The sequence below is a fragment of the Porphyrobacter sp. YT40 genome, assembly GCF_006542605.1.
Lineage (GTDB): Bacteria > Pseudomonadota > Alphaproteobacteria > Sphingomonadales > Sphingomonadaceae > Erythrobacter.
Genome location: NZ_CP041222.1, coordinates 3,545,613 through 3,568,346 on the forward strand (window position 1 = coordinate 3,545,613; position 22,734 = coordinate 3,568,346).

General features: G+C 65.7%; 30 protein-coding genes. 7 read left to right on the forward strand and 23 right to left on the reverse strand.

Annotated features, from left to right (window positions below; translation table 11 throughout):
• Window positions 1-100: 100 nt before the first annotated feature.
• From E2E27_RS16495 to pdeM, 3 genes are all read right to left on the reverse strand, one after another.
• Window positions 101-1,312, reverse strand: coding sequence for a DUF547 domain-containing protein (locus tag E2E27_RS16495; protein WP_234036102.1), 1,212 nt, complete (start codon window positions 1,310-1,312; stop codon window positions 101-103).
• Between the two features lie 177 nt (window positions 1,313-1,489).
• On the reverse strand, window positions 1,490-2,008 hold the full coding sequence (gene infC / locus E2E27_RS16500) for a translation initiation factor IF-3 (protein ID WP_086733563.1): 519 nt from the start codon (window positions 2,006-2,008) through the stop codon (window positions 1,490-1,492).
• A gap of 97 nt (window positions 2,009-2,105) precedes the next feature.
• Window positions 2,106-2,813, reverse strand: a complete 708-nt coding sequence (pdeM, locus tag E2E27_RS16505) for a ligase-associated DNA damage response endonuclease PdeM (RefSeq protein ID WP_234036103.1) — start codon at window positions 2,811-2,813, stop codon at window positions 2,106-2,108.
• Between the two features lie 102 nt (window positions 2,814-2,915).
• On the opposite strand from pdeM, the gene hemF reads away from it, so the two are divergent.
• The gene (gene hemF / locus E2E27_RS16510) at window positions 2,916-3,773 is read left to right on the forward strand and encodes an oxygen-dependent coproporphyrinogen oxidase (RefSeq protein WP_141461002.1); all 858 of its coding nucleotides are present in this window, start codon (window positions 2,916-2,918) and stop codon (window positions 3,771-3,773) included.
• Window positions 3,774-3,786: 13 nt separating this feature from the next.
• On the opposite strand, the gene E2E27_RS16515 is transcribed toward hemF, so the two are convergent.
• Entirely contained in the window at window positions 3,787-4,488 is a 702-nt protein-coding gene (locus tag E2E27_RS16515) for a hypothetical protein (RefSeq protein ID WP_141461004.1), read from the reverse strand.
• Window positions 4,489-4,686: 198 nt separating this feature from the next.
• Here E2E27_RS16515 and E2E27_RS16520 point away from each other — a divergent pair, with 198 nt between their 5' ends.
• Window positions 4,687-6,777 (forward strand): RelA/SpoT family protein, encoded by a 2,091-nt coding sequence (locus tag E2E27_RS16520; protein ID WP_141461006.1) that lies wholly within the window; start codon window positions 4,687-4,689, stop codon window positions 6,775-6,777.
• A 27-nt stretch (window positions 6,778-6,804) separates the two neighbouring features.
• Here E2E27_RS16520 and E2E27_RS16525 read toward each other — a convergent pair whose 3' ends face one another.
• Window positions 6,805-7,338: a J domain-containing protein gene (locus tag E2E27_RS16525; RefSeq protein WP_141461008.1), complete on the reverse strand. Its 534-nt coding sequence runs from the start codon at window positions 7,336-7,338 to the stop codon at window positions 6,805-6,807.
• A gap of 171 nt (window positions 7,339-7,509) precedes the next feature.
• Between E2E27_RS16525 and E2E27_RS18825 the strand changes: the two genes are divergently transcribed.
• Window positions 7,510-7,659, forward strand: coding sequence for a hypothetical protein (locus E2E27_RS18825; protein ID WP_181443484.1), 150 nt, complete (start codon window positions 7,510-7,512; stop codon window positions 7,657-7,659).
• Between the two features lie 3 nt (window positions 7,660-7,662).
• On the opposite strand, the gene pal is transcribed toward E2E27_RS18825, so the two are convergent.
• The 14 genes from pal to hisB form a co-directional block, all read right to left on the reverse strand.
• The gene (pal, locus tag E2E27_RS16530; protein WP_181443485.1) at window positions 7,663-8,184 is read right to left on the reverse strand and encodes a peptidoglycan-associated lipoprotein Pal; all 522 of its coding nucleotides are present in this window, start codon (window positions 8,182-8,184) and stop codon (window positions 7,663-7,665) included.
• 23 nt (window positions 8,185-8,207) lie between these two features.
• Window positions 8,208-9,590 (reverse strand): Tol-Pal system beta propeller repeat protein TolB, encoded by a 1,383-nt coding sequence (tolB, locus tag E2E27_RS16535; protein ID WP_141461010.1) that lies wholly within the window; start codon window positions 9,588-9,590, stop codon window positions 8,208-8,210.
• Window positions 9,590-10,417: a cell envelope integrity protein TolA gene (gene tolA, locus E2E27_RS16540; protein WP_141461012.1), complete on the reverse strand. Its 828-nt coding sequence runs from the start codon at window positions 10,415-10,417 to the stop codon at window positions 9,590-9,592. The genes tolB and tolA overlap by 1 nt, the downstream gene beginning before the upstream one ends.
• Before the next feature lie 12 nt (window positions 10,418-10,429).
• On the reverse strand, window positions 10,430-10,813 hold the full coding sequence (locus E2E27_RS16545; protein WP_502705522.1) for an ExbD/TolR family protein: 384 nt from the start codon (window positions 10,811-10,813) through the stop codon (window positions 10,430-10,432).
• A gap of 178 nt (window positions 10,814-10,991) precedes the next feature.
• Window positions 10,992-11,690, reverse strand: coding sequence for a protein TolQ (tolQ, locus tag E2E27_RS16550; protein ID WP_141461016.1), 699 nt, complete (start codon window positions 11,688-11,690; stop codon window positions 10,992-10,994).
• A 4-nt stretch (window positions 11,691-11,694) separates the two neighbouring features.
• Window positions 11,695-12,144 (reverse strand): YbgC/FadM family acyl-CoA thioesterase, encoded by a 450-nt coding sequence (locus tag E2E27_RS16555; protein ID WP_141461018.1) that lies wholly within the window; start codon window positions 12,142-12,144, stop codon window positions 11,695-11,697.
• A gap of 95 nt (window positions 12,145-12,239) precedes the next feature.
• Window positions 12,240-12,623: a histidine triad nucleotide-binding protein gene (locus E2E27_RS16560; protein WP_141461021.1), complete on the reverse strand. Its 384-nt coding sequence runs from the start codon at window positions 12,621-12,623 to the stop codon at window positions 12,240-12,242.
• The gene (locus E2E27_RS16565) at window positions 12,623-12,940 is read right to left on the reverse strand and encodes a phosphoribosyl-ATP diphosphatase (RefSeq protein WP_141461023.1); all 318 of its coding nucleotides are present in this window, start codon (window positions 12,938-12,940) and stop codon (window positions 12,623-12,625) included. Before E2E27_RS16565 ends, E2E27_RS16560 begins: the two co-directional genes overlap by 1 nt.
• A 130-nt stretch (window positions 12,941-13,070) precedes the next feature.
• Window positions 13,071-13,832, reverse strand: a complete 762-nt coding sequence (hisF, locus tag E2E27_RS16570) for an imidazole glycerol phosphate synthase subunit HisF (protein ID WP_141461025.1) — start codon at window positions 13,830-13,832, stop codon at window positions 13,071-13,073.
• Window positions 13,829-14,044, reverse strand: coding sequence for a hypothetical protein (locus tag E2E27_RS16575; RefSeq protein WP_141461027.1), 216 nt, complete (start codon window positions 14,042-14,044; stop codon window positions 13,829-13,831). Before E2E27_RS16575 ends, hisF begins: the two co-directional genes overlap by 4 nt.
• On the reverse strand, window positions 14,041-14,772 hold the full coding sequence (hisA, locus tag E2E27_RS16580; protein WP_141461029.1) for a 1-(5-phosphoribosyl)-5-[(5-phosphoribosylamino)methylideneamino]imidazole-4-carboxamide isomerase: 732 nt from the start codon (window positions 14,770-14,772) through the stop codon (window positions 14,041-14,043). The genes E2E27_RS16575 and hisA overlap by 4 nt, the downstream gene beginning before the upstream one ends.
• Window positions 14,769-15,395, reverse strand: a complete 627-nt coding sequence (gene hisH, locus E2E27_RS16585) for an imidazole glycerol phosphate synthase subunit HisH (protein WP_141461031.1) — start codon at window positions 15,393-15,395, stop codon at window positions 14,769-14,771. Before hisH ends, hisA begins: the two co-directional genes overlap by 4 nt.
• Window positions 15,388-15,684: a YciI family protein gene (locus E2E27_RS16590; protein ID WP_199799084.1), complete on the reverse strand. Its 297-nt coding sequence runs from the start codon at window positions 15,682-15,684 to the stop codon at window positions 15,388-15,390. The genes hisH and E2E27_RS16590 overlap by 8 nt, the downstream gene beginning before the upstream one ends.
• Entirely contained in the window at window positions 15,677-16,297 is a 621-nt protein-coding gene (gene hisB / locus E2E27_RS16595) for an imidazoleglycerol-phosphate dehydratase HisB (RefSeq protein ID WP_141461033.1), read from the reverse strand. The genes E2E27_RS16590 and hisB overlap by 8 nt, the downstream gene beginning before the upstream one ends.
• Before the next feature lie 150 nt (window positions 16,298-16,447).
• On the opposite strand from hisB, the gene E2E27_RS16600 reads away from it, so the two are divergent.
• From E2E27_RS16600 to E2E27_RS16615, 4 genes are all read left to right on the forward strand, one after another.
• Window positions 16,448-16,927, forward strand: a complete 480-nt coding sequence (locus E2E27_RS16600; RefSeq protein WP_141462010.1) for an SspB family protein — start codon at window positions 16,448-16,450, stop codon at window positions 16,925-16,927.
• A 5-nt stretch (window positions 16,928-16,932) separates the two neighbouring features.
• Entirely contained in the window at window positions 16,933-17,394 is a 462-nt protein-coding gene (locus E2E27_RS16605; protein WP_141461035.1) for a hypothetical protein, read from the forward strand.
• Between the two features lie 42 nt (window positions 17,395-17,436).
• Window positions 17,437-18,087, forward strand: coding sequence for a guanylate kinase (gene gmk / locus E2E27_RS16610; protein WP_141461037.1), 651 nt, complete (start codon window positions 17,437-17,439; stop codon window positions 18,085-18,087).
• Between the two features lie 139 nt (window positions 18,088-18,226).
• Entirely contained in the window at window positions 18,227-19,327 is a 1,101-nt protein-coding gene (locus E2E27_RS16615) for an endonuclease/exonuclease/phosphatase family protein (protein WP_141461039.1), read from the forward strand.
• A gap of 52 nt (window positions 19,328-19,379) precedes the next feature.
• On the opposite strand, the gene E2E27_RS16620 is transcribed toward E2E27_RS16615, so the two are convergent.
• The 4 genes from E2E27_RS16620 to E2E27_RS16635 all read right to left on the reverse strand — a co-directional run bounded on the left by E2E27_RS16620 (window position 19,380) and on the right by E2E27_RS16635 (window position 22,729).
• Window positions 19,380-19,562: a hypothetical protein gene (locus E2E27_RS16620; protein WP_141461041.1), complete on the reverse strand. Its 183-nt coding sequence runs from the start codon at window positions 19,560-19,562 to the stop codon at window positions 19,380-19,382.
• 76 nt (window positions 19,563-19,638) lie between these two features.
• The gene (locus E2E27_RS16625; RefSeq protein WP_141461043.1) at window positions 19,639-20,337 is read right to left on the reverse strand and encodes a Crp/Fnr family transcriptional regulator; all 699 of its coding nucleotides are present in this window, start codon (window positions 20,335-20,337) and stop codon (window positions 19,639-19,641) included.
• 288 nt (window positions 20,338-20,625) lie between these two features.
• Window positions 20,626-21,438 (reverse strand): SDR family oxidoreductase, encoded by an 813-nt coding sequence (locus E2E27_RS16630; protein WP_141461045.1) that lies wholly within the window; start codon window positions 21,436-21,438, stop codon window positions 20,626-20,628.
• A gap of 151 nt (window positions 21,439-21,589) precedes the next feature.
• Window positions 21,590-22,729 carry an acyl-CoA dehydrogenase family protein gene (locus E2E27_RS16635; protein ID WP_141461047.1) on the reverse strand — a complete coding sequence of 380 codons (1,140 nt, stop codon included), beginning with the start codon at window positions 22,727-22,729 and terminating at the stop codon, window positions 21,590-21,592.
• Window positions 22,730-22,734: the final 5 nt, after the last annotated feature.

Below are 22,734 nucleotides of genomic sequence, written 5' to 3' on the forward strand. Positions count from 1 at the left end.
CCAATGCCCCTGATCCGCCAGCCATAGTGCCTGAAACAGCTGGCAATTCAATCCGCTGCGCTACTCCATCCCGATCTATTCGCGGCGATTGCCGTTTCGGTTACTCGACCTCGGCCGGCTCGGCCTCTGCGCCCGGTATGGCGACATTGGTCATGGTGACGGTGCCGGTGCGGCCCCGGCGGATGATTTCCTGGAACTTGGTCTCGCGCTCCTTGAGCAGCGCGGCCATGGCCTGCGGAATGCGGAAGCTCTTCGACATGCCGTCGGTGGTGATATTCTGATAGGTCGGTTCGCGCACACCGCCTTCGAGGTCGGCAATGTCATACTCGTTCACCACCGGGTCGACCCCACGCGTCTGGGCGAGGATCGCGGCAGTCTTCTCGTCGGCATAGCGGGCAAGATGCGCGCGCACATCAGCCTCGAAATCGGGGAAGAAGAACGGCGCCGCCTCGCGGTAGAATTCCGAGACCTGCAGCGTTCCGCCGCCATCCTGCGTGCCGCGCAGCGAATTGACGAAATCGGTCGCGCCGCGCTTCAGCAGGCGGGCGACATTCTCGGCGTTGAAGGCCTCCCGCTGGAGCGAGGGCCCGCCGATCTCGCCGCGCCAGAAACCGTACATCACCAGCGGATCGTTCCAGTGGCGGTAAACGATCTTCTCGCGAATATCGCGCAGGCTGAGCTTCACGCCTTCGACCGTGATGAAGCGCGCATCATCGAGCGGCACGCCATCGATTTTGAGCTCGCGCGGCTGACGCACCGGCCAAGCATTGGCAAGCTGTTCGACCAGCGCGACATTGTGCAGATTGATCCAGTAGGCGAGCTGTTCGTTGCGGCTCAGCGCCTGAATGTCGACGATGTTCGCCGTGTTCTCCAGATCCTTGCGATACTCGGTGAAGCTGGCGATCACGTCCTTGTCGAGGAAGCTGAACATCACCCGCGTGCCTTCCAGCCGGTAACGCGAGACATGGCCATATTGCCGCCGCGAGCCGAAACTGGGATCGGGCCGGGGCGCGCCTTCGCGCAAGGATGGGCCCATCGAGATGACGATATTCTTCATCGCCTCGTCCCAGATCGAATAGTCGATTCCGTCGTTGTTCGGGGTCTTCGACGGCTCGAAAGTCGCCAGCGCGGCCTCGGTCGGGGCGGCGGCGTGAGCAGGAAGGGCGAGACCGAAGGCGGCACCCGCCAGCAGGGCGGCGCGCAGAAGGTGATGGGGCAGGAACGGCATCGGGGTGTGGTTTCCTGTCTGGGCCAGCGCCCGCAGAGGGGCGCCGACGGGGATCGAATAGGGGGCCTGGCAGGGTCGGGACAAGGCTCGCACCCCCTCTCTCCCCCACAGGCATGGCAATAGCACCGAAAAGTGCAACGGTGTTGCCCGTAATCGGTTTCCGTCTGCATCCTGTCGATAGGATAAGCCGTTGGTCGACTAAGGTTGTTTGCCCGACTGCGGGTGGCCAGAGCCTGGCCACCCGGCACCGCAGAGGTGCGCTTATTTCGGGGCGAGCACCATCAGCATCTGGCGACCTTCCAGTCGCGGGAAGGCTTCGACCTTGGCGTATTCCGCCACATCGTCCTGCACCTGCTTCAACAGATCCATGCCGAGGTGCTGGTGCGCCATTTCACGCCCGCGAAAACGCAGGGTGATCTTCACCTTGTCGCCATTGTCGATGAACTTGTGCACGTTGCGCATCTTCACGTCATAATCATGCGTGTCGATGTTCGGGCGCATCTTCACTTCCTTGATGTCCTGCGTCTTCTGCGTCTTGCGCGCCAGGTTGGCCTTTTTCTGGGCCTCGTAGCGATACTTGCCGACATCGAGGAACTTGCACACCGGCGGGTCCGCATTGGGGGACACTTCGACGAGGTTCAGGCCCTTTTCATTGGCCTGTTCGATCGCTTCGCGGGTGTACATCACGCCAAGGTTTTCGCCTTCGTCATCGATGACGCGGACCTTGGGGACGTTGATCATGTTATCAAACCGAGGGCCGCTTTTTACGGGCGGGGCCATCGAGCGCCGGGGTGGACGTGATATGGGGTGTTCTCCTGTGGTAGCTTCGTGCTGGCGGCTATGTAGTGCGAAACGCAGGCGAGCGCCAGATGGAGTCTTACGCGGCCGCCTGCCATAGCGGAAAGCGCGCAATCTGCCCGCGCGCGGGCATCAGCGCCTCGATTGCGCGGGCGGGCGAGAGCGCGGCGCGGATTTCCGGGGCGGCTGCGTCCATCCCGCCGGTGAGCGTGCCGAAGGCGGGGAGGATCATCCGTTCGGCCCCGCTGCCGGATCGGCCCCTCACCGCACAGGGCCGCGCAATATGGCGGTTGCGGACATTGACCCTGAGCTTGGGGTGATAATGCCCGGACAGTTCCGGCGCGGTCTCTCCCGGACGGGCCTCATGGCGCAGGATGATCCCGCCCAGTTCCAGCTCGGGCAGAATCGCCCCGCCGAATCCTCGCGGCAGCTGTTCGTCATGATTGCCCGTGATCCACACCCAGTCGAGCGAGCGGGTCAGCGCCTCGAGCATCCCGGTGCAATGCGCATCCAGCCTGAGCGCCCCTGCATCATCGTGGAAATTGTCCCCCAGCGTGATCACCCGTCGCGCGCCGGTCTGCCGCACCGCATCGGCCAGCCGCTCCAGCGTGTCGCGGCTGTCATAGGGCGGGAGCATCTGGCCGCGCTGGGCGAACCAGCTGGCCTTTTCCAGATGCAGGTCGGCGACCAGCAGCGCGCGCTCCGCTGGCCAGTAGAGCGCACGCCCCTGCCCCAGCAGAAACTCCTGCCCGGCAAAGCCAAACGGGGCGAACATAGCGCGAACCATGCAGCGCCTCTGCCCGCAAATTTTCGGCTTTGCAACCGAGTCAGCGCTCTTGTGCCCGACGCGCCATCGCCTATGGTGCGCGCGAATGACGGATGGGGATGTATGACGGACTGGACACCTTACACCGAGCGCGCGCGCGTTTGGTTCGAAGACTTGCGCGACCGGATCTGCGCCGAGTTCGAGAGCATCGAGCGCGAGGCAGGCTCCGATGCCGCCTTCCAATACACGCCCTGGCAGCGCGAGGAGGAAGGCAATCCCGACCCCGGCGGCGGGGTGCAGGGGCTGATGAAAGGCAAGGTATTCGAAAAGGTCGGCGTCAATGTCTCGACCGTGCGCGGTAGCTTTGCCAAGGAATTTGCAGGCTCCATCAATGGGGCGAGCGCGGAGAACCCGGGCTTCGTTGCCACCGGCATCAGCCTGGTCGCGCACATGAGCAACCCGCACGTCCCGGCGGTACACATGAACACCCGCTTCCTCACCACCACCAAGGCATGGTTCGGTGGGGGCGCGGACTTGAACCCGCCGCTCCCCTATGACGAGGACACCGCGCAGTTCCACGCGGCGATGAAAGCCGCCTGCGATCCGCACGGGGCCGATTATTACGAGCGTTACAGCAAGTGGGCGGAGGAATATTTCTACATCCCACACCGTCAGGTGCATCGCGGGGTCGGCGGGCTGTTCTGCGACCACCTTGAATGCCCCGACGACGCGGCATGGCAGGCCAACTTCGCCTTCATTCAGGACATCGGCACGCAGTTCCTCGAAGCCTTCCCCGCGATCGTGAGGAAGCGCATGAACCAGCCCTTCGACGCCGCCGACGAGGCGCAGATGTTCGAATACCGGGGCCGCTATGCCGAGTTCAATCTCGTCTACGACCGCGGCACGATTTTCGGCCTCAAGACCGGCGGCAATATCGACGCGATCCTGATGAGCTTGCCGCCTAGGGCGACGTGGTCATAGGACTGGCCGCTGGTCAGGGTGCCACTTCGATCACATCGACATAGGCGACATTGCGGTTGAGCGCGATCGCGACATAAACGGTCGGCTCGTTCTCGACGGTGCGGCGGGCGGTGAAATATTCGACATCGCCCGCGATCCCCAGATTGATCCCGTTGACCGGAACGTAGCCCGCGCCGAGCTGATGGTAGGCCGAGGATCCGCACTGTGCCTTGCGCGAACATTGCCACTCCACCACGAACCCCTGCCGCAGGAGCGGTTCGCGCCACGCGGTGATCATCGCCGAAGGGGTCTGCCCGCCGGTCAGGTCATAGCGCGTGCGGGTCAGAAGGCCCGTGTGGTCGGCATAGCTGATCAGCTTGGGCCTGAAGCCGGTGATCCGGCGATAGCTCGACATCGTCCCGGCCTGATGATCGACTGCGGTGGCCCCGGCGATCGGCGGCACGCTGAAGAGTGCCCGCTCCGCCGCAGAACCACTCTGAGCGGCCGTCACCGTCGTTGATGGCGCATCGCCATCAGCCCCCGCCTCCTCTTTGGGCAGGCAATCGCGCGCGCCCGTGGCGCATTGCACCGCCTCGCGCGTGCGGCGCTGGGCCTGACGCTTGGTCTCGCGCTCGGCCTCGCGCTTGATCACGTTCCCGAGCGACTGGGCCGTGACAGCCTCGGCCCCTGTGACGACCAGTACGGCGCCCGCCAGCACCACAAGCGCAGTCCGCATCAGCATTCTCCCCGCAAAGCCAATGCTGTGGGGATGAGCCCCCCGCCCGGCCATCGACCGCGAGAATAGGGTGCGGGCCTGTTGCAGCGCTTGTAGGACTTCGACAAGCTGCCGCAGTTCGTCGCGCTTTGCGCTCTGCCCGCTACTGCGCGCGATAGGCCTTGCCCCGCGATGCTGCGGCGCACATATTCACGCAATATGCTCCGCCAGTACGAACTCGTCGAAAAAGTCCTCGATTACGACCCTGACGCCGACGAGGCGATGCTTAACCGCGCCTATGTCTACACCGTGCAGAAGCATGGGAGCCAGAAACGCGCCTCGGGCGACCCCTATTTCAGCCACCCGGTCGAAGTCGCCGGGTTGATGACTGACCTGAAGCTCGATCAGGCGACGATCATCACCGCGCTGCTGCACGACACTGTCGAGGACACCCTCGCCACGATCGACGATATCGAGGCCCATTTCGGCCCCGAAGTCGCGCGGCTGGTGGACGGGGTGACCAAGCTCTCCAAGATCGAGGCCATGCCCGAGAACGAGCGCGCGGCGGAAAACCTGCGCAAGTTCCTGCTCGCCATGTCCGAAGACATCCGCGTGCTATTGGTGAAACTGGCCGACCGCCTCCACAACATGCGCACGCTCCACTTCATCAAGAAGCCCGAAAAGCGGCAGCGCATCGCGCGCGAGACGATGGATATCTACGCCCCCCTCGCCGAGCGGGTGGGGATGTACGAATACATGCACGAAATGCAGGCGCTGGCCTTCCGCGAGCTGGAGCCCGAGGCCTATGCCACGATCACGGGCCGGCTCGAACAGCTGCGCTCGCAGGATGGCGGTCAGGTCGATGCGATTGCGCTGACGATCAAGCAGCGCCTCGCCGAAGCGGGGCTCAAGGTCGAGGTCTACGGGCGCGAGAAGCACCCCTATTCGATCTGGCACAAGATGGCCGAGCGCCATGTGAATTTCGAACAGGTCACCGACATCATGGCCTTCCGCGTGCTGACCGAGACCGAGGAGGATTGCTACCGCGCACTCGGCATCCTGCACACGACCTGGCAATTCCTGCCCGGGAAGTTCAAGGATTACATCTCGACCCCGAAGTCGAATGGCTACCGCAGCTTGCACACCTCGCTGATGTATGAAAACTCGATGCGGGTCGAAGTGCAGATCCGCACGCGCGACATGCACCGCACCAACGAATTCGGCCTTGCCGCGCACTGGGCCTACAAGCAGGGCGACCAGCCCGATGGCGCGGTGGGCTGGCTGCGCGACCTGATCGAGATCGTCGATGCCAGCCATGATGCCGAGGAGCTGCTCGAACACACCCGCATGGCGATCTATCAGGATCGCATCTTCGCTTTTACCCCCAAGGGCGCGCTGTTCCAGCTGCCCAAGGGTGCAACCGCAGTGGACTTCGCCTTTGCCGTCCACACCAATCTCGGCATCCAGACGGCGGGGGTGAAGATCAATGGGCGGCACATGCCGCTACGCACCCCGCTGGCGAACGGCGATGTGGTGGAGATCATCAAGAACCCCCACGCCTCGCCGCAACTGTCGTGGCTGGCCTTCGTCGTCACCGGCAAGGCGCGCGCCGCGATCCGCCGCGCTGTACGGGCGAAGGAGCGTGCCGAGGTCGCGACGATCGGCTCGAAACTGTTCGACGAGATCGCCGCACGCGTCCCCGCCCGCATCGGCAAGAAGGCGATCCGTGCCGCGATCGAGCGGCTCGGCATGGAGGAGCCCGACGACCTGATGTACGCGATCGGCGCGGCGAAGATTTCCGACCGCGAGGTGATGGAGGCGCTGGTCCCCGGCTGCACCGCCGAAATCGCCGAGGACGAACAGTGGGAACGGCGCGAGCGCGCGATCTCGATCCGGGGCCTCACTCCCGGCGTCGCCTTCGACCTTGCCCCCTGCTGCCACCCCGTCCCTGGCGACCGCATCGTCGGCATCCGCCGCAAGGGCGAAACCGTGCTGGTCCACGCGATCGACTGCATGGAACTTGCAAACGGGGTCGACAGCGACTGGATCGATCTGGCTTGGGGCAACCAGTCCTCAGGCGCGGTCGGGCAATTGTCGGTGACGATCTACGACCGGCTCGGCACGCTGGCGGAAATGGCGGGCATCTTCGCGCAGAACAAGGCCAACATCATCACGCTGATGCAGGCCCATATCGACCACCCCTTCGTGACCTATGATGTCGAGGTGGAGGTGCAGGATTCGGTCCACCTCAACCGTATCATTTCCGCCCTGCGCGCCAGCGACGCGGTGGCGCAGGCGGAGCGGCAGTGACGTCGTAGAGGAGGCCGAGCTAGCGGATCAGCCCCGCCATTCGCGGCGTTCCTCGGCGGCGCGCAGGACTTCGTAGCTGGTCTGAATCAGCTGGAATTGCCTGGCGGCCTCGGCATCGCCGGGCTTTACGTCGGGATGCACTTCCTTGGCGCGTGCGCGGTAGGCTTTCTTGACCGCGTTGAAATCGGCGTCCGGTACCAGACCCAGCACCTCGAGCGCGCGCATCTCGTCGGCCGAGCGCGAGCCATCGCCCGATCCGGCCCAGCCGTAATGTGCGCTTTCAGCGTAGCCCGCACTCTCGGCGCGTTCGGCCTTGGCGCGTTCCTCCTTTTCGGCGGCTTCCAACCCTTCGAAATAATCCCACTTGGAATTGTATTCGGCAGCATGCTTCTGGCAGAAATACCAGCGATCGCGGCTGTTGGGGGCCTTGGGCGCCGGGCAATTTCCGGGCTCGTCGCAGCCGTGGCGATCACAGATGCGCACATTGGTCGCTTCCTGCGAGGAGCCATAGGGCCGCCAGCGCGGGAAACCCCAGTCCATCGACCGGCGCGCGCGGCTCACCGGGCTGCCCCGGGGGTCATGTCGTTGGTCGATTGGGTCATGCGCTCAATCTAGGCGCTGTGGCCGGGATTGGAAAGGCGTGAGATGCGGGAACCGGTTGCAATGTGAAATGTTGCATTGCGCAAAGCCCACCCTCCGGCGCAGATCTGCGCTGCATTCGAAAGCCCGATCATGAGCCCGCAACTGACCCTCTCCAGCCTGTTCTGCGTGCTCGCGCTCGCGGGGCTGTGCGTGGTCACTTCGGCGCGCGACCTGGCGGGGATCGAGGGGCCGGTCGCCGAGCGGCAGGCCGAGGTCGCCCCCGGCCTGCTCAACGGCTAGCGGTCAGTTGATGATCACGCTCGCGGCGCGGCGGTTCTGCGCCCAGGCGCTTTCGTTCGAACCCAGCGCGACCGGGCGCTCCTTGCCGTAGCTCACCACCGCGATGCGGTTGGCGTCCACGCCCAGGCTGACGAGATAGGCCTTGGCCGCATTGGCGCGGCGTTCGCCCAGCGCGATGTTGTATTCGCGGGTGCCGCGCTCGTCGGCGTGGCCTTCGATGGTGAAGGTGATCTGCGGATAGCGCGCGAAATACTGCGCCTGCGCTTGCAGCGCGGCGGCATCCTGCGAGTCGATGTTATAGCGATCGGTGTCGAAATAGATCGTGGTCGAAGACCCCACGGCCTGCGCGAAGTGGCCCTGCGTGCCCACGGTCGGGCCGGTGGGGGTCGTCGAGGTCGTCGGGGTCGTATCGGGGCGCGGGGTGCTGACCGGATCGGGCGGGAGCACCTCGGGGGCCTTCTTCGAACAGGCGGCAAGGCCGGTGGCCGAGGCCAGCAGCAGGATCGTCGCAAGCTTGGTGTTCATCGCTCTTTTCCTTTCAGTCATCATCAGGGGCGGATCGGCCCCCAGGCGGGGTCGGAGGCATCGACAGGCGTTGGCAGACGGCGTTCGTTCTGGCCGGTGAGATCGACCTGCCAGATCCCCGAACGGCCTGTGTTCTTCTCGGTGCGGAAGAACTGGATGATGCGGCCATTGGGCGCCCAGGTGGGGGCCTCGTCCTGCCAGCCGCGGGTCAGTACGCGCATATTGCCGCCCGAGGTGTTCATCACCGCCACGTTGAAATCACCGGCGATGCGCGTGAAGGCAATCTGGTCGCCGCGCGGGCTCCATTCGGGCGTGGCGCAGCGTCCGCCGAAAAAGCTGATGCGCTTCTGGTTGCTGCCGTCGGCATCCATCACGTAGCACTGCTGGCTGCCCGAACGGTCGCTCTCGAACACGATCTTGCTGCCATCGGGCGAATAGGAGCCGCCCACGTCGATCCCCGGCGAATCGGTCAGCTTGATGCTCTGGCCGCCGGTCGCAGGCACGCGGTAGACGTCGGTATTGCCCGCCACCGCCATCGAATAGAGGATATATTTGCCATCCGGCGACCAGCGCGGGGCGAGGGTCGGGTTGCGGTTCTCTGTCACCAGCACCTGCTTGCCGGTGCCGATGTCATAGACATAGATCCGCGGATTGCCGTCGACATAGGAGAGGTAGAGGATCTTCGAATAGTCGGGCGAGTAGCGCGGCGTGAGCGCGGTGGCGCTGCCCAGCGTCAGGAAGCGGTGGTTGGCCCCGTCGCTGTCCATCACCGCCAGCCGCTTCACGCGGCGGTCCTTGGGCCCGGTCTCGGCGATATAGGCGATGCGACTGTCGAAGAACGGGCTCTCGCCAGTGAGGCGGCTGAAGATCAGGTCGGAGCACTTGTGCGCCGCGCGCCGCCAGTCGGCGGGGCCGACCACCCAGCCCTCGCGCACCAGCTGCTGCTGCAGCGCAACGTCGAACAGGTAGCAGCCGACGACCAGCTTGCCATCGTCGCGGGCGCGGACATAGCCCTGCACCAGCATCTCAGCGCTGCGCCCGCTCCATGTGCTGTAGGCGGGCGCGGGAATCTGCGCGAAACTCGGCTGCGGCAGGCTGTCGGGGCCGACCGGCTTGAACAGGCCGTTGTTCCTGAGGTTGGCGGTAATGACCCGCGCCATCTCGCGCCCCAGCGCGCCGGTGCCATCGGCATTGGCGGGCGTCGCGCGCTCGCGATCGGTGGCGAAGGCGGGAATGGCGATGCCGATGTCGGACCACGCTGCCTCGTCGGTGATGCGGATGACGACATCGTCGCTCTCGCTCTCGATCACCTCGACCGGGCCGCCTTCGGGTTGCGGCGCGCCGAGATCCTGCGCCGATACGGAGACTGCGGTTCCGGCAAGCAACAAGGCAAGCAGCGCCTTCATTACGAATTCCTATCAAAGTCGAGGGTGAATGTGTTCTGGTCGGCGGGCACCGGAAAGGGAACCGTGAATTTGCCGACCAGCTTGATCGCCCGCACCGCTTCCTCGCGGTGCCGGTCGACCTGATTGCGGTTGAGATCGGTCACGCCGCGCGTGGCACCGACCAGCTGCGGCTCGCCCGCGAGCGTGCCGTCGGGATAGAGCCTGAAGCGCACGCGGGTGACCAGCTTTTCGGCATCGGGCCCCTGCGGCACGCGGCCCTGCCACTTCAGCCGAACCTGCCGCCCGACCGCGCTCTGGAGCGAGGCGAGTTCATTGGGGCCCAGCGTCTTTGCGGGTGGGCGGGTTTCCGTCGCGGTGGTGGAGGAGCCAGCGCCCTCGCCGAACACCTCGTCGAAGCGCGATCCGCCCCCGGCCTTGGTGGCAGGCTTGGTCGGCGCGGCAGCGGCCTTCTGCGGCGGGCTGCGATCGGGGCGGGAGCGGTCGCGGCTGGGCGCGGGCTGCTGCGCGGCGGGCTTGGGCTTGGGCTTGGGCTGCGTCGTCGGCACGGGCCGCGCGGCGGGCTCGGGCCGGGCAGCTGCGGCTTCGGGCGCGGGGGCCGGGTTGAGGTCAAGCGTCGGCGCGGTCGAAGCCCGGCTCTCGTCGACCGGCTCGGGCGCGGTCTCCTCAAGCCCGACATTGGTCGCCAGGCTGACACTGATCCGCTCGGGAAACACCGTGACTTCCGAGCGGAGCGTCTGCATCAGCAGCACCGCCACCAGCGCGCCGTGCAGCACGACCGCTGCGGCGAGGCCGATCTTCTCTTCGTTTCGGAGCGCGATGTCAGCCATACTCTGCCGGGACTATGGAGCCGAAACTGAACCGTCGGTGACCAGCGAGATCTGGGTGAAGCCGGCACGGCCCAGCTCGCCCATCACTGCCATCACGCGGCCATAATCGAGATTGCGGTCGCCGCGCAGCACGATCAGCGGCGGTTCGCCCCCGCGATCCAGCGCTTCGAGCGCGGCGGGAAGCCCACCCACGGGGACCGGCGTTTCCTCGATATAAATGCGGCCCACGGCATCGACCGAAATGGTGATCTGTTCGGGTTTCTCCTCGACCGGCGCGGCGCGGCTGTCGGGCAGATCGATCGGCACGCCCACGGCGGGGAGCGTGACGGTGACCATGAAGATGATCAGCAGCACCAGCATCACGTCGACCAGCGGCGTGACGTTGATCTCGGCCATGGCAGCGCGGCGCGAGCGCCGACCCCGGCGGCGGCCTGAAGAGACACCCATCCCCATTATTGCTTTCCGCACGCCCATCCGGGCGCGCGGTCCTCGCTAGACGCGCAGCAAAGCTGCGCCCGCTGCGGGCGGGCAGTCGCCCTTGCGGCTGCTGCGCAGCCGATTTCAAGTTTCATCATCATGCCCTGTCCAATTCGCGACTCAGCCCGGCGTGGAGCCGGTCGGCAAAGCGCTGGAGCGTCGATTCATAGCGATCCACCGCCCCGCCGAAGCGGTTATAGGCGATGACTGCGGGGATCGCCGCAAACAGGCCGATGGCGGTGGCGAACAGCGCTTCGGCAATGCCGGGGGCGACGACGGTGAGGCTGGCGCTCTGCTGTGCGCCGATCTGGAAGAAGGAGTTCATGATCCCCCACACCGTGCCGAACAGGCCCACGAAGGGCGCAACCGATCCGACCGTGGCGAGGAAATTCAGCCGCCCGGCGAGATCGTCGGCCTCCTCGGCGATCTGGCTGTCCATCGCGGCGGCGATGCGCTGGCGCGCGGCGTCACGATCGACCGGCTGCTTGGCGGTGGACTTGCGCCACTCGTCGAGCCCGGCGGCGGCGACGCGGGCGGCGGGAATGTCCTTGCGCGCCTGCTTGGTCAGCAGGCCCTCGCGGTCGCGCTGCTCCCAAAATTCCTCCTGATAGGCCTGCGACTTCTTCGACAGCGCGCCGACCCGCAAGGAGAAGGAGACGATGATCGTCCACACCCACAGGCTGGCGAGGATCAGGCCGACCATCACTGCCTGCACGATGATGTCGGCGGTCAGGAACAGTTCGACCGGATCGAGCCGGGTCGGGGCGGCAGCGGCGCTGAGCAGGGCAAGCGTCACGGTGTCAGTTATCCTTGTTCATGAAAGTCTGGAACGCCGAGCGCCACTCGGGCGGTTGGCGGCGCGGACGGCCGTCGAGGGTGATGAAGCCGACGCGCAAGGTTCCCTCGCACAACACGTCATCCCCTCGCCGCGCCACCTGATGCATCCGGCAGGAGGCTGCGCCCAGCTCGGTGCAGCGGGTTTCGATCACCACGTCATCGTCGAGCTTGGCCGGGCGCAGGTATTTGAGGTTGACCTCGCTGAGGGCATAGGCGCCCTCCCCCGCCTCGATCGCGGCGCGCTGATCGATCCCGAGCAAGCGCAGCAGATCGCTGCGCGCCCGTTCGAACCAGCGCAGGTAATTGGCGTGGTAGGTGATCCCCGACAGGTCGGTATCCTCGTAATAGACCCGCACCGCATAAAGGTGCCGCGCGCCATCAAGAACGCCGCCGGGAGGGTTGGGAGAGGTCATCACGCGCCACCTAGCGCAGCGCGGAATCGCTGCAAAGGGCGGTGTTTGCGATTTGTCGATGAACCGTAGGCTAACGGGGGACGAGCGCCGCCGCGTCAGCGCCGCCGCGCGATCATCGGGCCGAGTGGCTCGCCGCCGAAGATGTGCACGTGAAGATGCGGCACTTCCTGCCCGCCATGCGCGCCGATATTGGCGAGCAGGCGATAGCCGGGGTCGACCAGCCCCTTCATCCGCGCGACTTCACCCACGGCGCGGATGAAACCGGCGATTTCCGCGTCGGAGGCCTTTGCACTGAAGTCGTCCCAGCTGACATAGCGCCCCTTGGGGATCACCAGCGTGTGGATTTCGGCCTGCGGGTTGATGTCCTCGAAGGCGATGGCCCAATCATCCTCGTAGACTTTCTTCGAGGGGATCTCGCCGCGCAGGATCTTCGCAAAGATATTGGCGTCGTCATAGGGCAGGGTCGGGTCGATCGGCATCAGTCCTGGCTCCGTGCGGCTTTTTCGGCGAGGCCGGACAGGCCTTCGCGGCGGTCGAGTTCGGCGAGCACCGTGTCCAACGCCACGCCCTTTTCGGCGAGCAGCACCATCAGGTGGAAAAGGAGGTCGGCGGCCTCGTCCACAAGCTCCTGTTCGTCACCTGCCAGCGCGGCAATCACTGTTTCGGTCGCCTCCTCACCCACTTTCTGCGCGATTTTCTTGAGCCCCCTGGCGTGGAGCTTCGCCACATAACTCTCCTCGGGCGAGGCATGGAGGCGCTGGGCTATCGTGGTTTCGAGGCGGGTGAGGGTGTTCATGTGCGGAGGCATAGTGGACACGCGCGTGCACTGAAAGCCCCTTCCCTTGAGGGAAGTGGTCGGGGATGGGTGTTCGACGCCCACTGATGCCGTACCCCCACCCCCAACCCCTCCCCAAGGGGAGGGGGGTCTAACCGCGCGCCGGAAGCCCTGCCGCGCGCAGCGCCGCGTGCGCCTCGGCGATGGTGTGGTGGCCGAAGTGGAAGATGCTCGCGGCGAGCACCGCGCTGGCGTGGCCCTCGGTCACACCCGCAACGAGGTGCTGGAGGCTACCCACCCCGCCGCTGGCGATCACCGGCACGCTGACCGCGTCGGCGATCTCACGGGTGAGCGCGAGGTCGTAGCCGCGCTGCGTTCCGTCGCCGTCCATCGAGGTGACGAGCAATTCGCCCGCCCCCAGTCCTGCAACCTTCATTGCATATTCCACCGCGTCGATTCCGGTCGGCTTGCGCCCACCGTGCGTGAAGATTTCCCAGTTCCCGCGCGGCGTGCGGCGCGCATCGACGCTGGCGACGACGCACTGGCTGCCGAAGCGCTCGGCAATCTCGCCCACCAGTTCGGGCCGGGCGACAGCGGCGGAGTTGACCGCGACCTTGTCCGCCCCCGCCAGCAGCAGCGCGCGCGCATCCTCGGCCGAGCGCACCCCGCCGCCGACGGTGAGTGGCATGAAGCACACTTCCGCCGTCCGCCGCACCATGTCGAGCAGCGTCCCGCGCCCTTCGTGGCTGGCGGAAATATCGAGAAAGCACAGCTCGTCCGCCCCCGCCGCATCATAGGCGCGCGCCTGTTCCACGGGATCGCCCGCGTCCTTCAGGTCGACAAAGTTGACGCCCTTGACCACGCGGCCATCGGCGACATCGAGGCAGGGGATGACGCGGATGCGGACGGTCATATCAATCCCGCTTTCGTGGCAGCCATTGCGACGCAAACGGCAATGATGATCACGCCGCCACCGAGTTCCAGCCAGAAACGCGCTGGTCGGTCGGATCGGGCGACGGCATATCCGTTCTCGCCCTTAAGGATGCCTGTTCGCAAAGCGGAAGTAATCATCCAGACGCCAACTCCAGCGATCGCCAGTGCGATGATTATCTGGAGCGCGGTCATGCCGCCCGCGCGCCCATCGCAATCGCAGCCGCCAGGTCGAGCCGCCCCTCATAGAGCGCCCGCCCTGTGATCACCCCTTCGATCCCTTCGTGCGCGTGCAGAGCGAGGACGTGGATGTCGTCCAGCCCCTTCACCCCGCCGCTGGCGATCACCGGGATGTCCACCCGGCGGGCGAGGTCCACCGTGGCCTCGATGTTCACGCCCTTGAGCAGCCCGTCACGGCCGATGTCGGTGAACAGCAGCGAGGCAACGCCTGCGTCCTCGAAGCGGCGCGCAAGATCGGTCACGGGGACATCGGAGACTTCCGCCCAGCCCTCCGTCGCGACCATCCCGTCGCGCGCGTCGACTGCAACGACGATGCCGTTCTCCCATTCGCGGGCCATGTCCTTGACGAACTCGGGGTTCTTCAATGCCGCCGAGCCCATCACCACCCGCGCCACGCCGAGGTTGAACCAGCCCTCGACCGCCGCCGCATCGCGGATGCCGCCACCCAATTGCACATAGCCGGGGAAGGCTTCGACAATCGCCTCCACCGCCGCGCGGTTGCGGCTTTCGCCTGCAAAGCTGCCGTCGAGATCGACCACATGGAGATGCTCGGCCCCGGCCTCGGCGAAGATCAGCGCCTGCGCGGCGGGATCATCCCCGTAGATCGTGGCGCGCTCCATGTCGCCTTCGGCAAGGCGCACGACCTGACCGCCTTTGAGGTCAATGGCGGGGAAGATGATCACGGGAACCACTCCAGAAAGCGCCGGAGCGTCGCCAGCCCGTAGCTCTGGCTTTTCTCCGGGTGAAACTGCACGCCGATGATGTTGTCGCGGGCGACGGCTGCCACCAATCCCTCGCCGTGGTCGGTCATCGCGGCGACATCGTGCGGATCGGTCGCGGCGAAGTGATAAGAGTGGAGGAAATAGGCCTCGCCCTCGTCGATCACCGCGTGGTCGCGCGCATGGGGGAGCAGCGCGACATCGTTCCAGCCCATATGCGGCACCTTGATCGCGGGGTCGGAAGGCTCGATCAGCCGAACCTCGCCGGGGATCCAGCCGAGGCCGGGTGTCACGCCATGTTCGAGGCCGCGATCCGCCAGCAACTGCATCCCCACGCAGATGCCGAGGAACGGCGCGCCGCCGACGTGGACGCGCTCGGTCATGGCTTCGACCATGCCAGAAATCGCATTCAGCCCCTCGGCACAAGCTTTGAAGCTGCCGACACCGGGCAGCACGATTCGATCCGCCGCGCGCACGACATAGGGATCCGAAGTGACGGTGACATCAGACCCTGCCGCCTTCAGTGCATTATGAACCGAGTGCAGATTGCCCGCGCCGTAATCGATCAGCGCGATGACCTCAGTCATTGAATGCCTCGAGTCCCGGGAAAGCCATGCGCGGAATCCATTCGGTGATCGTCAGATCGGCGAGCTGATGCAGCATAAAGGGGTCGCTGGCGAGCAGTGCCTCGGCCTCTGCGCGGCTCGGGGCCTTTACGAAGATCAGCCCCCCGTCGCGCGGCTCGCGCGGGCCCCAAGCGATAAATTTGCCCGCCTCGTGCCCCGCTTTCAGCCAGGCGAGATGATCCGCCAGCACCGCGTCGATCCGCTCGATCGGAACGGTATAGGTGAGCGAGGCGATGAAGATGCTAGCCACCCAACTGCCCCTTGGTGCTGGGGATCGCCCCGCCCTTCCTCGGGTCGCGTTCGACCGCCTGCCGCATCGCGCGGGCAAAGCCCTTGTAGAGGCTCTCGCAGATGTGGTGGTTGTTGCTGCCGTAGAGCAGTTCCATGTGCAGGGTGATCCCGGCGCTCTGCGAGACGGAATGGAACCAGTGCTCGATCAGCTCGGTGTCCCATTCGCCGAGCTTTTCCTGCGTGAACTTCGCCTTCCACACCAGATAAGGCCGGCCCGAAATATCCAGCGCCACGCGCGAAAGCGTCTCGTCCATCGGCGAATAGGCCGCGCCGTAGCGCCCGATCCCGGCCTTGTCGCCCAGCGCCTGCGCAATCGCCTGCCCCAGTGCGATCGCCGAATCCTCGGTGGTGTGGTGCTGGTCGACATGCAGGTCGCCCTCGACCTTCATGGTCACGTCGATCAGCGAATGGCGGCTGAACTGTTCCACCATGTGATCGAGAAAGCCGATCCCGGTGCTGACATCGTAAGCGCCGGTGCCGTCGAGATCGACATGAATCGCAATTTTTGTCTCGGTCGTGTTGCGCTCGACAGAGCCGGTGCGCCGAGGGGTTTGAGCAGGGGTGCTGGCCATGGCTTCGCGCTATAGTCCGCCGCGCGCGCAAGACAAGCGCCGCCCGCACGCGGGGGGACGGATGGGACTGGAAAGTCCGGCCAAACCCCGCTTGCCAAGCGCCAAGGGGGCTTGACCAAGCGTTCGCCGCGCGTCACCACTTGCCTCATCATGAACCCTGACACACCCGACAGCCTGATCCCCTACGACGAGATCGTGCAGGAAGCCCTGCGCGCCGTGGTCGGCCGGGTGCTGGGTTCGATCGTCAGCGGCGGCGGGACGCTGCCGGGCGCGCATCATTTCTACATCACCTTCAAGACCGGGGCGCCGGGCGTCTCGATCCCGCCGCATCTGCGCGAACGCTTCCCCGATGAAATGACCATCGTGCTCCAGAACAAGTTTTGGGATTTGGAAGTGCTGCCGCACAGCTTCTCGGTCAGCCTGACCTTCAATCAGGTGCCGGCCAAGCTTACCATCCCCTTCGGCGCGATCACTGCCTTCGTCGATCCGGCGGTCGATTTCGGCCTGCAGTTTCAGGCCGCGGTCGAAGAGCTGGAGCCCGAGGCGCATGAAGACGCCGAGAATGACGGGCCGGACACTGATCCTGACGGTTCCAATGTCGTCAGCGTCGATTTTGGGCGCAAGAAGTAAGGGCCATGGCAGGGATCAAGCGGCCAAAGCGGAGCAAGCGGGCGGCGGATACGGCGCCCGCCGCCGATGCGCCCGCGCCCGCTGAAGGCTCCGGCAAGACCAAAGGCTCAGGCCGCCTGCCGCTTCCCAGCCCCGTGACCGGCACCAATCTCGTGATCGCCGACATCGTCCTGCGCGCCGCCAGCAGCATGCTGCGCAACCGTATGGAAAAAGGCCTTGTGGTCAGGAGCTATGGCCGCTCCGAAAAGGGCCACGCCAAGGCGGAAAAGCTGGTCGACAAGCGCGGGCTGGCGAGCAGCATCGCGCTGTGGGGCGCTAGCAGCCTCGCGCGCCGATCGCCGATGGGCCTCGCCGTGGTGGCAGGCGGGCTGGCGGCCAAGGTGTTCTATGATCGCGGCAAGCGGCTCGAAGCGCAGCGGCGCGCGCGCAAGGCCGCAGGCAAGCCCTCCGCCGACAGCGAATCCTGACCCGCCCTTGATTTGCGCCCCCGTGTTGGGGCAACGGGGCCTATGGGCGATTCCTCTCACCATTCCGACGACCGGCTCCACCGCCGGGGCCTGATGTTCATCCTGTCCTCGCCGTCGGGCGCGGGCAAGACCACGTTGTCGCGGATGCTGCTGGCGAAAGACAGCGAGATCCGCCTCTCGGTCAGCGCCACCACCCGCCCCCCGCGGCCGGGCGAAGTCGACGGGGTGCATTACCACTTCGTCAGCCCCGATCGCTTTCAGGAGATGATCGACGAGGACGATTTCTACGAATGGGCCGAAGTCTTCGGCCACCGCTACGGCACGCCCAAGGGCTTCATCCGCAGCGGGTTGAAGGAAGGGCAGGACTTCCTGTTCGATATCGACTGGCAGGGCACCCAGCAGCTTTACCAAAAGGATCAGCAGGATGTGGTGCGGGTGTTCATCCTGCCCCCCTCGATCGAGGAGTTGCACCGCCGCCTTCAGGGCCGGGCGACCGACAGCGCCGAAGTGATCGCCGCCCGCATGGAACGCGCCCGCGCGGAAATCAGCCACTGGGACGGCTACGACTATGTCATCATCAACGATGACGTCGAGGTCTGCTTCGAAAAGGTTCGCGCGATCCTCGAAGCCGAACGCATGAAGCGCGCCCGCCAGACCGGGCTGATCCCCTTCGTGCGCGGGCTGATGGTGTGAGACGCGGTTCCCGACCGGTGCAAAAGCTGATCGCGCGCGCCTTTCGTGGAGAAAGCACCGATCGCGCCCCGTCTGACCGATAGGCAAACGGCTGACGGCAAGATATGCGACCGAGCGGTGCCATTCGAGGTCGCATGTTATGAATATCCATCCCAAGCTCCGCCTTGGCCTGACGGCGGTCACCCTCGTGGTTGCCGCGCTGGCTTTGCTGGTCAGCGGATTGAGCACGATCGAATCGAATGAATGGTGGATCAGGATCTGGGATTTTCCGCGGCTCCAGATTCTGACAGTCATCGTCGTCGCGGCGATTGCTCTCGGCCTGCTGCAAGGGCGGCGTTTCTCGTGGATCATCGCGCCACTGCTGGTCGCAGGCGGGTGGCAGTTTTATCGCATCATGCCCTACACGATGCTGCAATCGCCCGAAGTCGCACTGGCCGATGCATCGCTGCCCGATGAGACGTGCTTTTCGTTCGTCTCGCTCAACGTATTGCAATACAACCGCGATTATGGCCGCACCTCACGGCTCCTGAAGCGCGAAGATCCCGATATCGTGCTGCTGCTCGAAACCGACGCCGCGTGGCAAACGGCGCTCGAGCCGGTGTTGTCGCGCTATCCCTCGCGCCTCGACCGGCCGCTGGACAACACCTACGGCCTGCTGTTCGCGACCCGGCTGCCCATGGCTTCCGGCACAATCGAGGACATAGCGGAGCCCGACACGCCATCAATCATGGCGCAATTGGCGACCAAACATCCATTCGTGCTGATGGGGCTGCACCCCCGGCCGCCGCATCCCGGCCAAGATACCGAGGAACGGGATGCGGAAATCCTGATCGCAGCACGCCGTGCGGCGAGGCTGGATATGCCGGTGATCGCGATCGGCGATTTCAATGACGTCGCCTGGTCGAACACGTCGCAAACGTTCAAGCGCATCGGCGGGTATCTCGACCCGCGGATCGGGCGCGGCACCTTTGCGACCTTTCCTGCCGACCTGCCCTGGCTCGCCTGGCCGCTCGATCACGTGTTCATGACCGAGGAATTCACCCTGCGCGATATCAGGGTGCTGGAGGATGTCGGCTCGGACCATCGCCCGGTTTCCGCCCGCATCTGCCTGACCCCGCGCGCCGGGGCCTGGCGCAACGACCGGCCCGATACCGTCACCGCAGAAGACCGCGAGACCGCTGCCGAGGTGATGGAGGAATATCGCGAGGATCAGGCCGAAGAAGCACGCGGCGAGGATTGACGCCGCACGGCCCTGCACAATCGCTGCCGGGCCGTGCGAGCCTGCTGCCGGGTTACGGCTGCGGCGGCAGTTCGTCGGGCCCGCGCCCGGGCTGGTCGATATCGGGGGGCGTAGGCTCGGTTTCGGGCGGCGAAGGCTCGGCCGGGATCGGCACAGGCTCGGAAGGCGGCGGCGTTTCGACCGGGGCGACGTCGGGCTGGATGGTATCGGGATTGGGCGTCGGGATCGTGGCCATGTCTGCCTCCGTGGATCAGGGACTCTATAATTCCGACAATCGTGCCGCGCGGGGATTGTGCCGGACCGGCGCGAAATTACGCCTCGTCGCCGAATTCCGCGAGGGTTTGCAGATAGGCGTGATCGCGCACCAGCAGCGCGCGGCCCTTGCGGGCCACGATCCCCTGCGCTTCCCATTCCGACAGGAGCCGGCTGACATTTTCGCGCGCCAGACCGGCAAAGGCGCCAAGATCGCTCTGGCTCGGGTGGTAGCGCAGACGGCCATCGGTGCTGTCGGGATCGACCAGCCGCACCAGCGCGCGGGCGAGGCGCGGGGCCATCGAGAAGGTGCGGTCGCTCTCGATCACGAGGTTGAGCTGCCGCACCCGCCGGGCGAGTTCGCGCATCACGCCCTCGAGCGACGCGGGGCTGGCGGTGGCCGCATCGAGGAAGGTGCGCGAGGGGAGGATCAGCACGTTCGAGGGCACCGCAGCGGTCACCGTGGCGGTGCGCGGCCCGCTGTCGAGCATCGCGATCTCGCCCACCAGCTCGCCCGGCCCGCAATAATTGAGGATGATCTCGCGCCCCCCGGCGCTGACCATGCTGATCTTGAGCCCGCCGGTCAGTACCACCACCGCGAAATCGCCGGTCTCGTCCCCTTGCGCGATGATCGTCTCGCCCGCGCGCAGATCGCGGCGGGTGGCCTTGCGCAGCACGATTTCCAGCTGATCGGCCGCGAGCGCGCGCAGCAGCGTGTCGGGTGCGAGCCTGCCGATAAGATCGTCGAGCGTGTCCATGATTCCCCCCGCGCTGACGATATGACCTTGCCGCGCACGGGGCAACCGGGGCTTGCGGAGAGAAAAATATCTGAAAGCCGCGCCAGCGTGATGAACATCACAGACCGCGTCCCTTGGCTACGGCAAAAGGCTCTCAACACGGCCGGGGGGCCCGCAAGGGGGGAACTCAAGGCAGCACGAATTTGACGAGGCGACCCAAGCGGGGGGTGCTATGCCTGCCGCTACTTGGCCCACATCCCCGGCGATCCGGGGGTGTGGGCCTTTTTCGTTATGCCGGTGGCGGTCGGCTCAGTGCCCGCCGCCGCTGGGATCGGCGAAGTGGTTGGGGAGCAGCGCGTTGACCACGCCGCCATCGACCGTCAGCGTCTCGCCCACCACGTAATCGCCTGCACGGCTGCACAGGTAGATCGCCGCTGCGGCCATGTCTTCGGCGGTGCCGATGCGCTTGGCCGGAATGCCGGAGGCGCTGGCGTCGGGCGCGTCCTTGGCGGCCTTGTTCATCTCGGACGGGAAGGCTCCGGGCGCGATCGAGGTGACGACGATATTGTCGTGGATCAGCCGCGCCGCCATGCGCCGGGTCAGCTGGATCACCGCCGCCTTCGACGCCTGATAAGCATAGGTCTCCCACGGATTGATCCGCTGCCCGTCGATCGAGGAGACGTGGATGACCTTGGCCGGATGCCCCAGCTTGCCGCCCGCGACCAGCAGATCGTGGAGCTTCTGGGTGAGGAAGAACGGGGTCTTGACGTTCAGGTCCATCGTCCGGTGCCAGCCGGCCTCGGAGAATTCGAGGTAAGGCTGGCCCCAGGCGGCGCCCGCATTGTTGATGAGGATATCGAGGTGGCTCTCGCGCGCCTTCAGCTCATTGGCGAGGCTCACCATGCCGTCCATCTGGCTGAGGTCGGCGGGAATGCCGATCACGCGATCCGCGCCGAATTCGTCGATGGTGGCCTGCATCTGCTCGACCTTGCGCGCCGAGATGTAGACCCGCGCGCAGCCGGCTGCGAGCAGGCCCTCGACGAACATCTTGCCGATCCCGCGCGAACCGCCGGTGACGAGGGCAACGCGCCCTTCGAGGCTGAAAAGTGATTGAATGTCCATGTATATTCCTTTCTCCTCCCTCCTCTTCAGAGGAGGGATAGCGAGACTTGGCAGCTTGCTGCCCAGTCGCAGCAGGGTGGTGACTTGCGGCGCTCGCTTCGCTCGCAACCACCCCCAACCCCCTCCTTTGAAAAGGAGGGGGAGATACGGCTCAATACCCGCTCAGCTCCGCAACGCGGTTGGCGTGGTAGTAGGCATCGCCGAGGAACTCGGCCAGCGCGCGGTCGCGCTTCATGTAGAGGCCGATATCGTATTCGTCGGTCATGCCGATGCCGCCGTGCATCTGCACGCCTTCCTGCACCGCGAGGCGCGCGGTCTTGGCGACCTTGGCCTTGGCGACGCTCGCCATCAGTTCGGCATTGGCGCTGCCGCCGTCGAGCAGCTGCTGCGCCTTGATGGTCACGGCGCGGGCGATTTCGACTTCCGAGTAAAGGTGGCTGGCGCGGTGCTGCAATGCCTGAAACTCGCCGATCAGCTTCCCGAACTGCTTGCGCTGCTTGAGGTAATCGACGGTCATGTCCATCGCCCCGCGCGCGACGCCCACGCCTTCCGCCGCCGCACCGACGCGGCCAGCGAGCAGCATCGCATCGAGCACCGCGCGCCCGCCATCGATCTCGCCGATCACGGCGTCGCCATCGAGCTCGACCCCATCGAACTTCGTGTGGGTCGCCATCGACGAGTCTACCAGCCGCACCGCGTCATGGCTCATGCCCGCCGCGTCCTTCGGCACCGCAAACAGCGTGATGCCGTCCGCATCATCGTCAGCGCCCGAAGTGCGTGCGGCGACCACGATCATGTCGGCGCTCGCGCCCTGAATGACGAAGCTCTTGGCTCCCGACAGCTTGAAGCCGTTGCCCGACTTCTCGGCGCGGGTGGTGATGCGCTCAGGCCGGTGCTTGGCGGTCTCGTCGATGGCAACCGCGAACACGGAATCGCCCGTAATCAGCCCCGGAAGGTAGCGTCCCTTGAGGTCATCCGAGCCATGCTTCAGCGCCGTCGCCGCCAGCACCGAGGACGTGAGGAACGGCGAGGGCGTGAGGTTGCGGCCGATTTCTTCGAGCACGATCCCCGCCTCGACATGGCCCATGCCGAGCCCGCCGTCGGCCTCGTCCACCAGCATGCCGGTGAAGCCCATCTCGGCCATCTGTTTCCACAGGCCGTGGCCGAAGCCGTCCTTGCAATCGCGGTCGCGCCAGTGGCGCAGCTGCTTGGCGATATTGCCTTCCTCGGCAATAAACCCGCGCGCGGTATCGGCGAGCATCGCCTGATCGTCGTTGTGATACAGGGGCATTGGTT

Bases quoted from the DNA above. Each gene is read 5' to 3' on its own strand.
- E2E27_RS16520 (WP_141461006.1), top strand. From the start codon at position 4,687: ATGCTCCGCCAGTACGAACTCGTCGAAAAAGTCCTCGATTACGACCCT.
- hemF (WP_141461002.1), top strand. From the start codon at position 2,916: ATGACGGACTGGACACCTTACACCGAGCGCGCGCGCGTTTGGTTCGAA.
- hisH (WP_141461031.1), bottom strand. From the start codon at position 15,395: ATGACTGAGGTCATCGCGCTGATCGATTACGGCGCGGGCAATCTGCAC.
- pal (WP_181443485.1), bottom strand. From the start codon at position 8,184: ATGAACACCAAGCTTGCGACGATCCTGCTGCTGGCCTCGGCCACCGGC.
- pdeM (WP_234036103.1), bottom strand. From the start codon at position 2,813: ATGGTTCGCGCTATGTTCGCCCCGTTTGGCTTTGCCGGGCAGGAGTTT.
- infC (WP_086733563.1), bottom strand. From the start codon at position 2,008: ATGGCCCCGCCCGTAAAAAGCGGCCCTCGGTTTGATAACATGATCAAC.
- E2E27_RS16545 (WP_502705522.1), bottom strand. From the start codon at position 10,813: ATGGCCGAGATCAACGTCACGCCGCTGGTCGACGTGATGCTGGTGCTG.
- E2E27_RS16515 (WP_141461004.1), bottom strand. From the start codon at position 4,488: ATGCGGACTGCGCTTGTGGTGCTGGCGGGCGCCGTACTGGTCGTCACA.
- hisB (WP_141461033.1), bottom strand. From the start codon at position 16,297: ATGGCCAGCACCCCTGCTCAAACCCCTCGGCGCACCGGCTCTGTCGAG.
- hisF (WP_141461025.1), bottom strand. From the start codon at position 13,832: ATGACCGTCCGCATCCGCGTCATCCCCTGCCTCGATGTCGCCGATGGC.
- E2E27_RS16605 (WP_141461035.1), top strand. From the start codon at position 16,933: ATGGCAGGGATCAAGCGGCCAAAGCGGAGCAAGCGGGCGGCGGATACG.
- tolB (WP_141461010.1), bottom strand. From the start codon at position 9,590: ATGAAGGCGCTGCTTGCCTTGTTGCTTGCCGGAACCGCAGTCTCCGTA.
- E2E27_RS16575 (WP_141461027.1), bottom strand. From the start codon at position 14,044: ATGACCGCGCTCCAGATAATCATCGCACTGGCGATCGCTGGAGTTGGC.
- E2E27_RS16600 (WP_141462010.1), top strand. From the start codon at position 16,448: ATGAACCCTGACACACCCGACAGCCTGATCCCCTACGACGAGATCGTG.
- E2E27_RS16555 (WP_141461018.1), bottom strand. From the start codon at position 12,144: ATGACCTCTCCCAACCCTCCCGGCGGCGTTCTTGATGGCGCGCGGCAC.
- E2E27_RS16625 (WP_141461043.1), bottom strand. From the start codon at position 20,337: ATGGACACGCTCGACGATCTTATCGGCAGGCTCGCACCCGACACGCTG.
- E2E27_RS16630 (WP_141461045.1), bottom strand. From the start codon at position 21,438: ATGGACATTCAATCACTTTTCAGCCTCGAAGGGCGCGTTGCCCTCGTC.
- gmk (WP_141461037.1), top strand. From the start codon at position 17,437: ATGGGCGATTCCTCTCACCATTCCGACGACCGGCTCCACCGCCGGGGC.
- E2E27_RS16615 (WP_141461039.1), top strand. From the start codon at position 18,227: ATGAATATCCATCCCAAGCTCCGCCTTGGCCTGACGGCGGTCACCCTC.
- E2E27_RS16620 (WP_141461041.1), bottom strand. From the start codon at position 19,562: ATGGCCACGATCCCGACGCCCAATCCCGATACCATCCAGCCCGACGTC.
- E2E27_RS18825 (WP_181443484.1), top strand. From the start codon at position 7,510: ATGAGCCCGCAACTGACCCTCTCCAGCCTGTTCTGCGTGCTCGCGCTC.
- E2E27_RS16565 (WP_141461023.1), bottom strand. From the start codon at position 12,940: ATGAACACCCTCACCCGCCTCGAAACCACGATAGCCCAGCGCCTCCAT.
- E2E27_RS16635 (WP_141461047.1), bottom strand. From the start codon at position 22,729: ATGCCCCTGTATCACAACGACGATCAGGCGATGCTCGCCGATACCGCG.
- tolA (WP_141461012.1), bottom strand. From the start codon at position 10,417: ATGGCTGACATCGCGCTCCGAAACGAAGAGAAGATCGGCCTCGCCGCA.
- E2E27_RS16560 (WP_141461021.1), bottom strand. From the start codon at position 12,623: ATGCCGATCGACCCGACCCTGCCCTATGACGACGCCAATATCTTTGCG.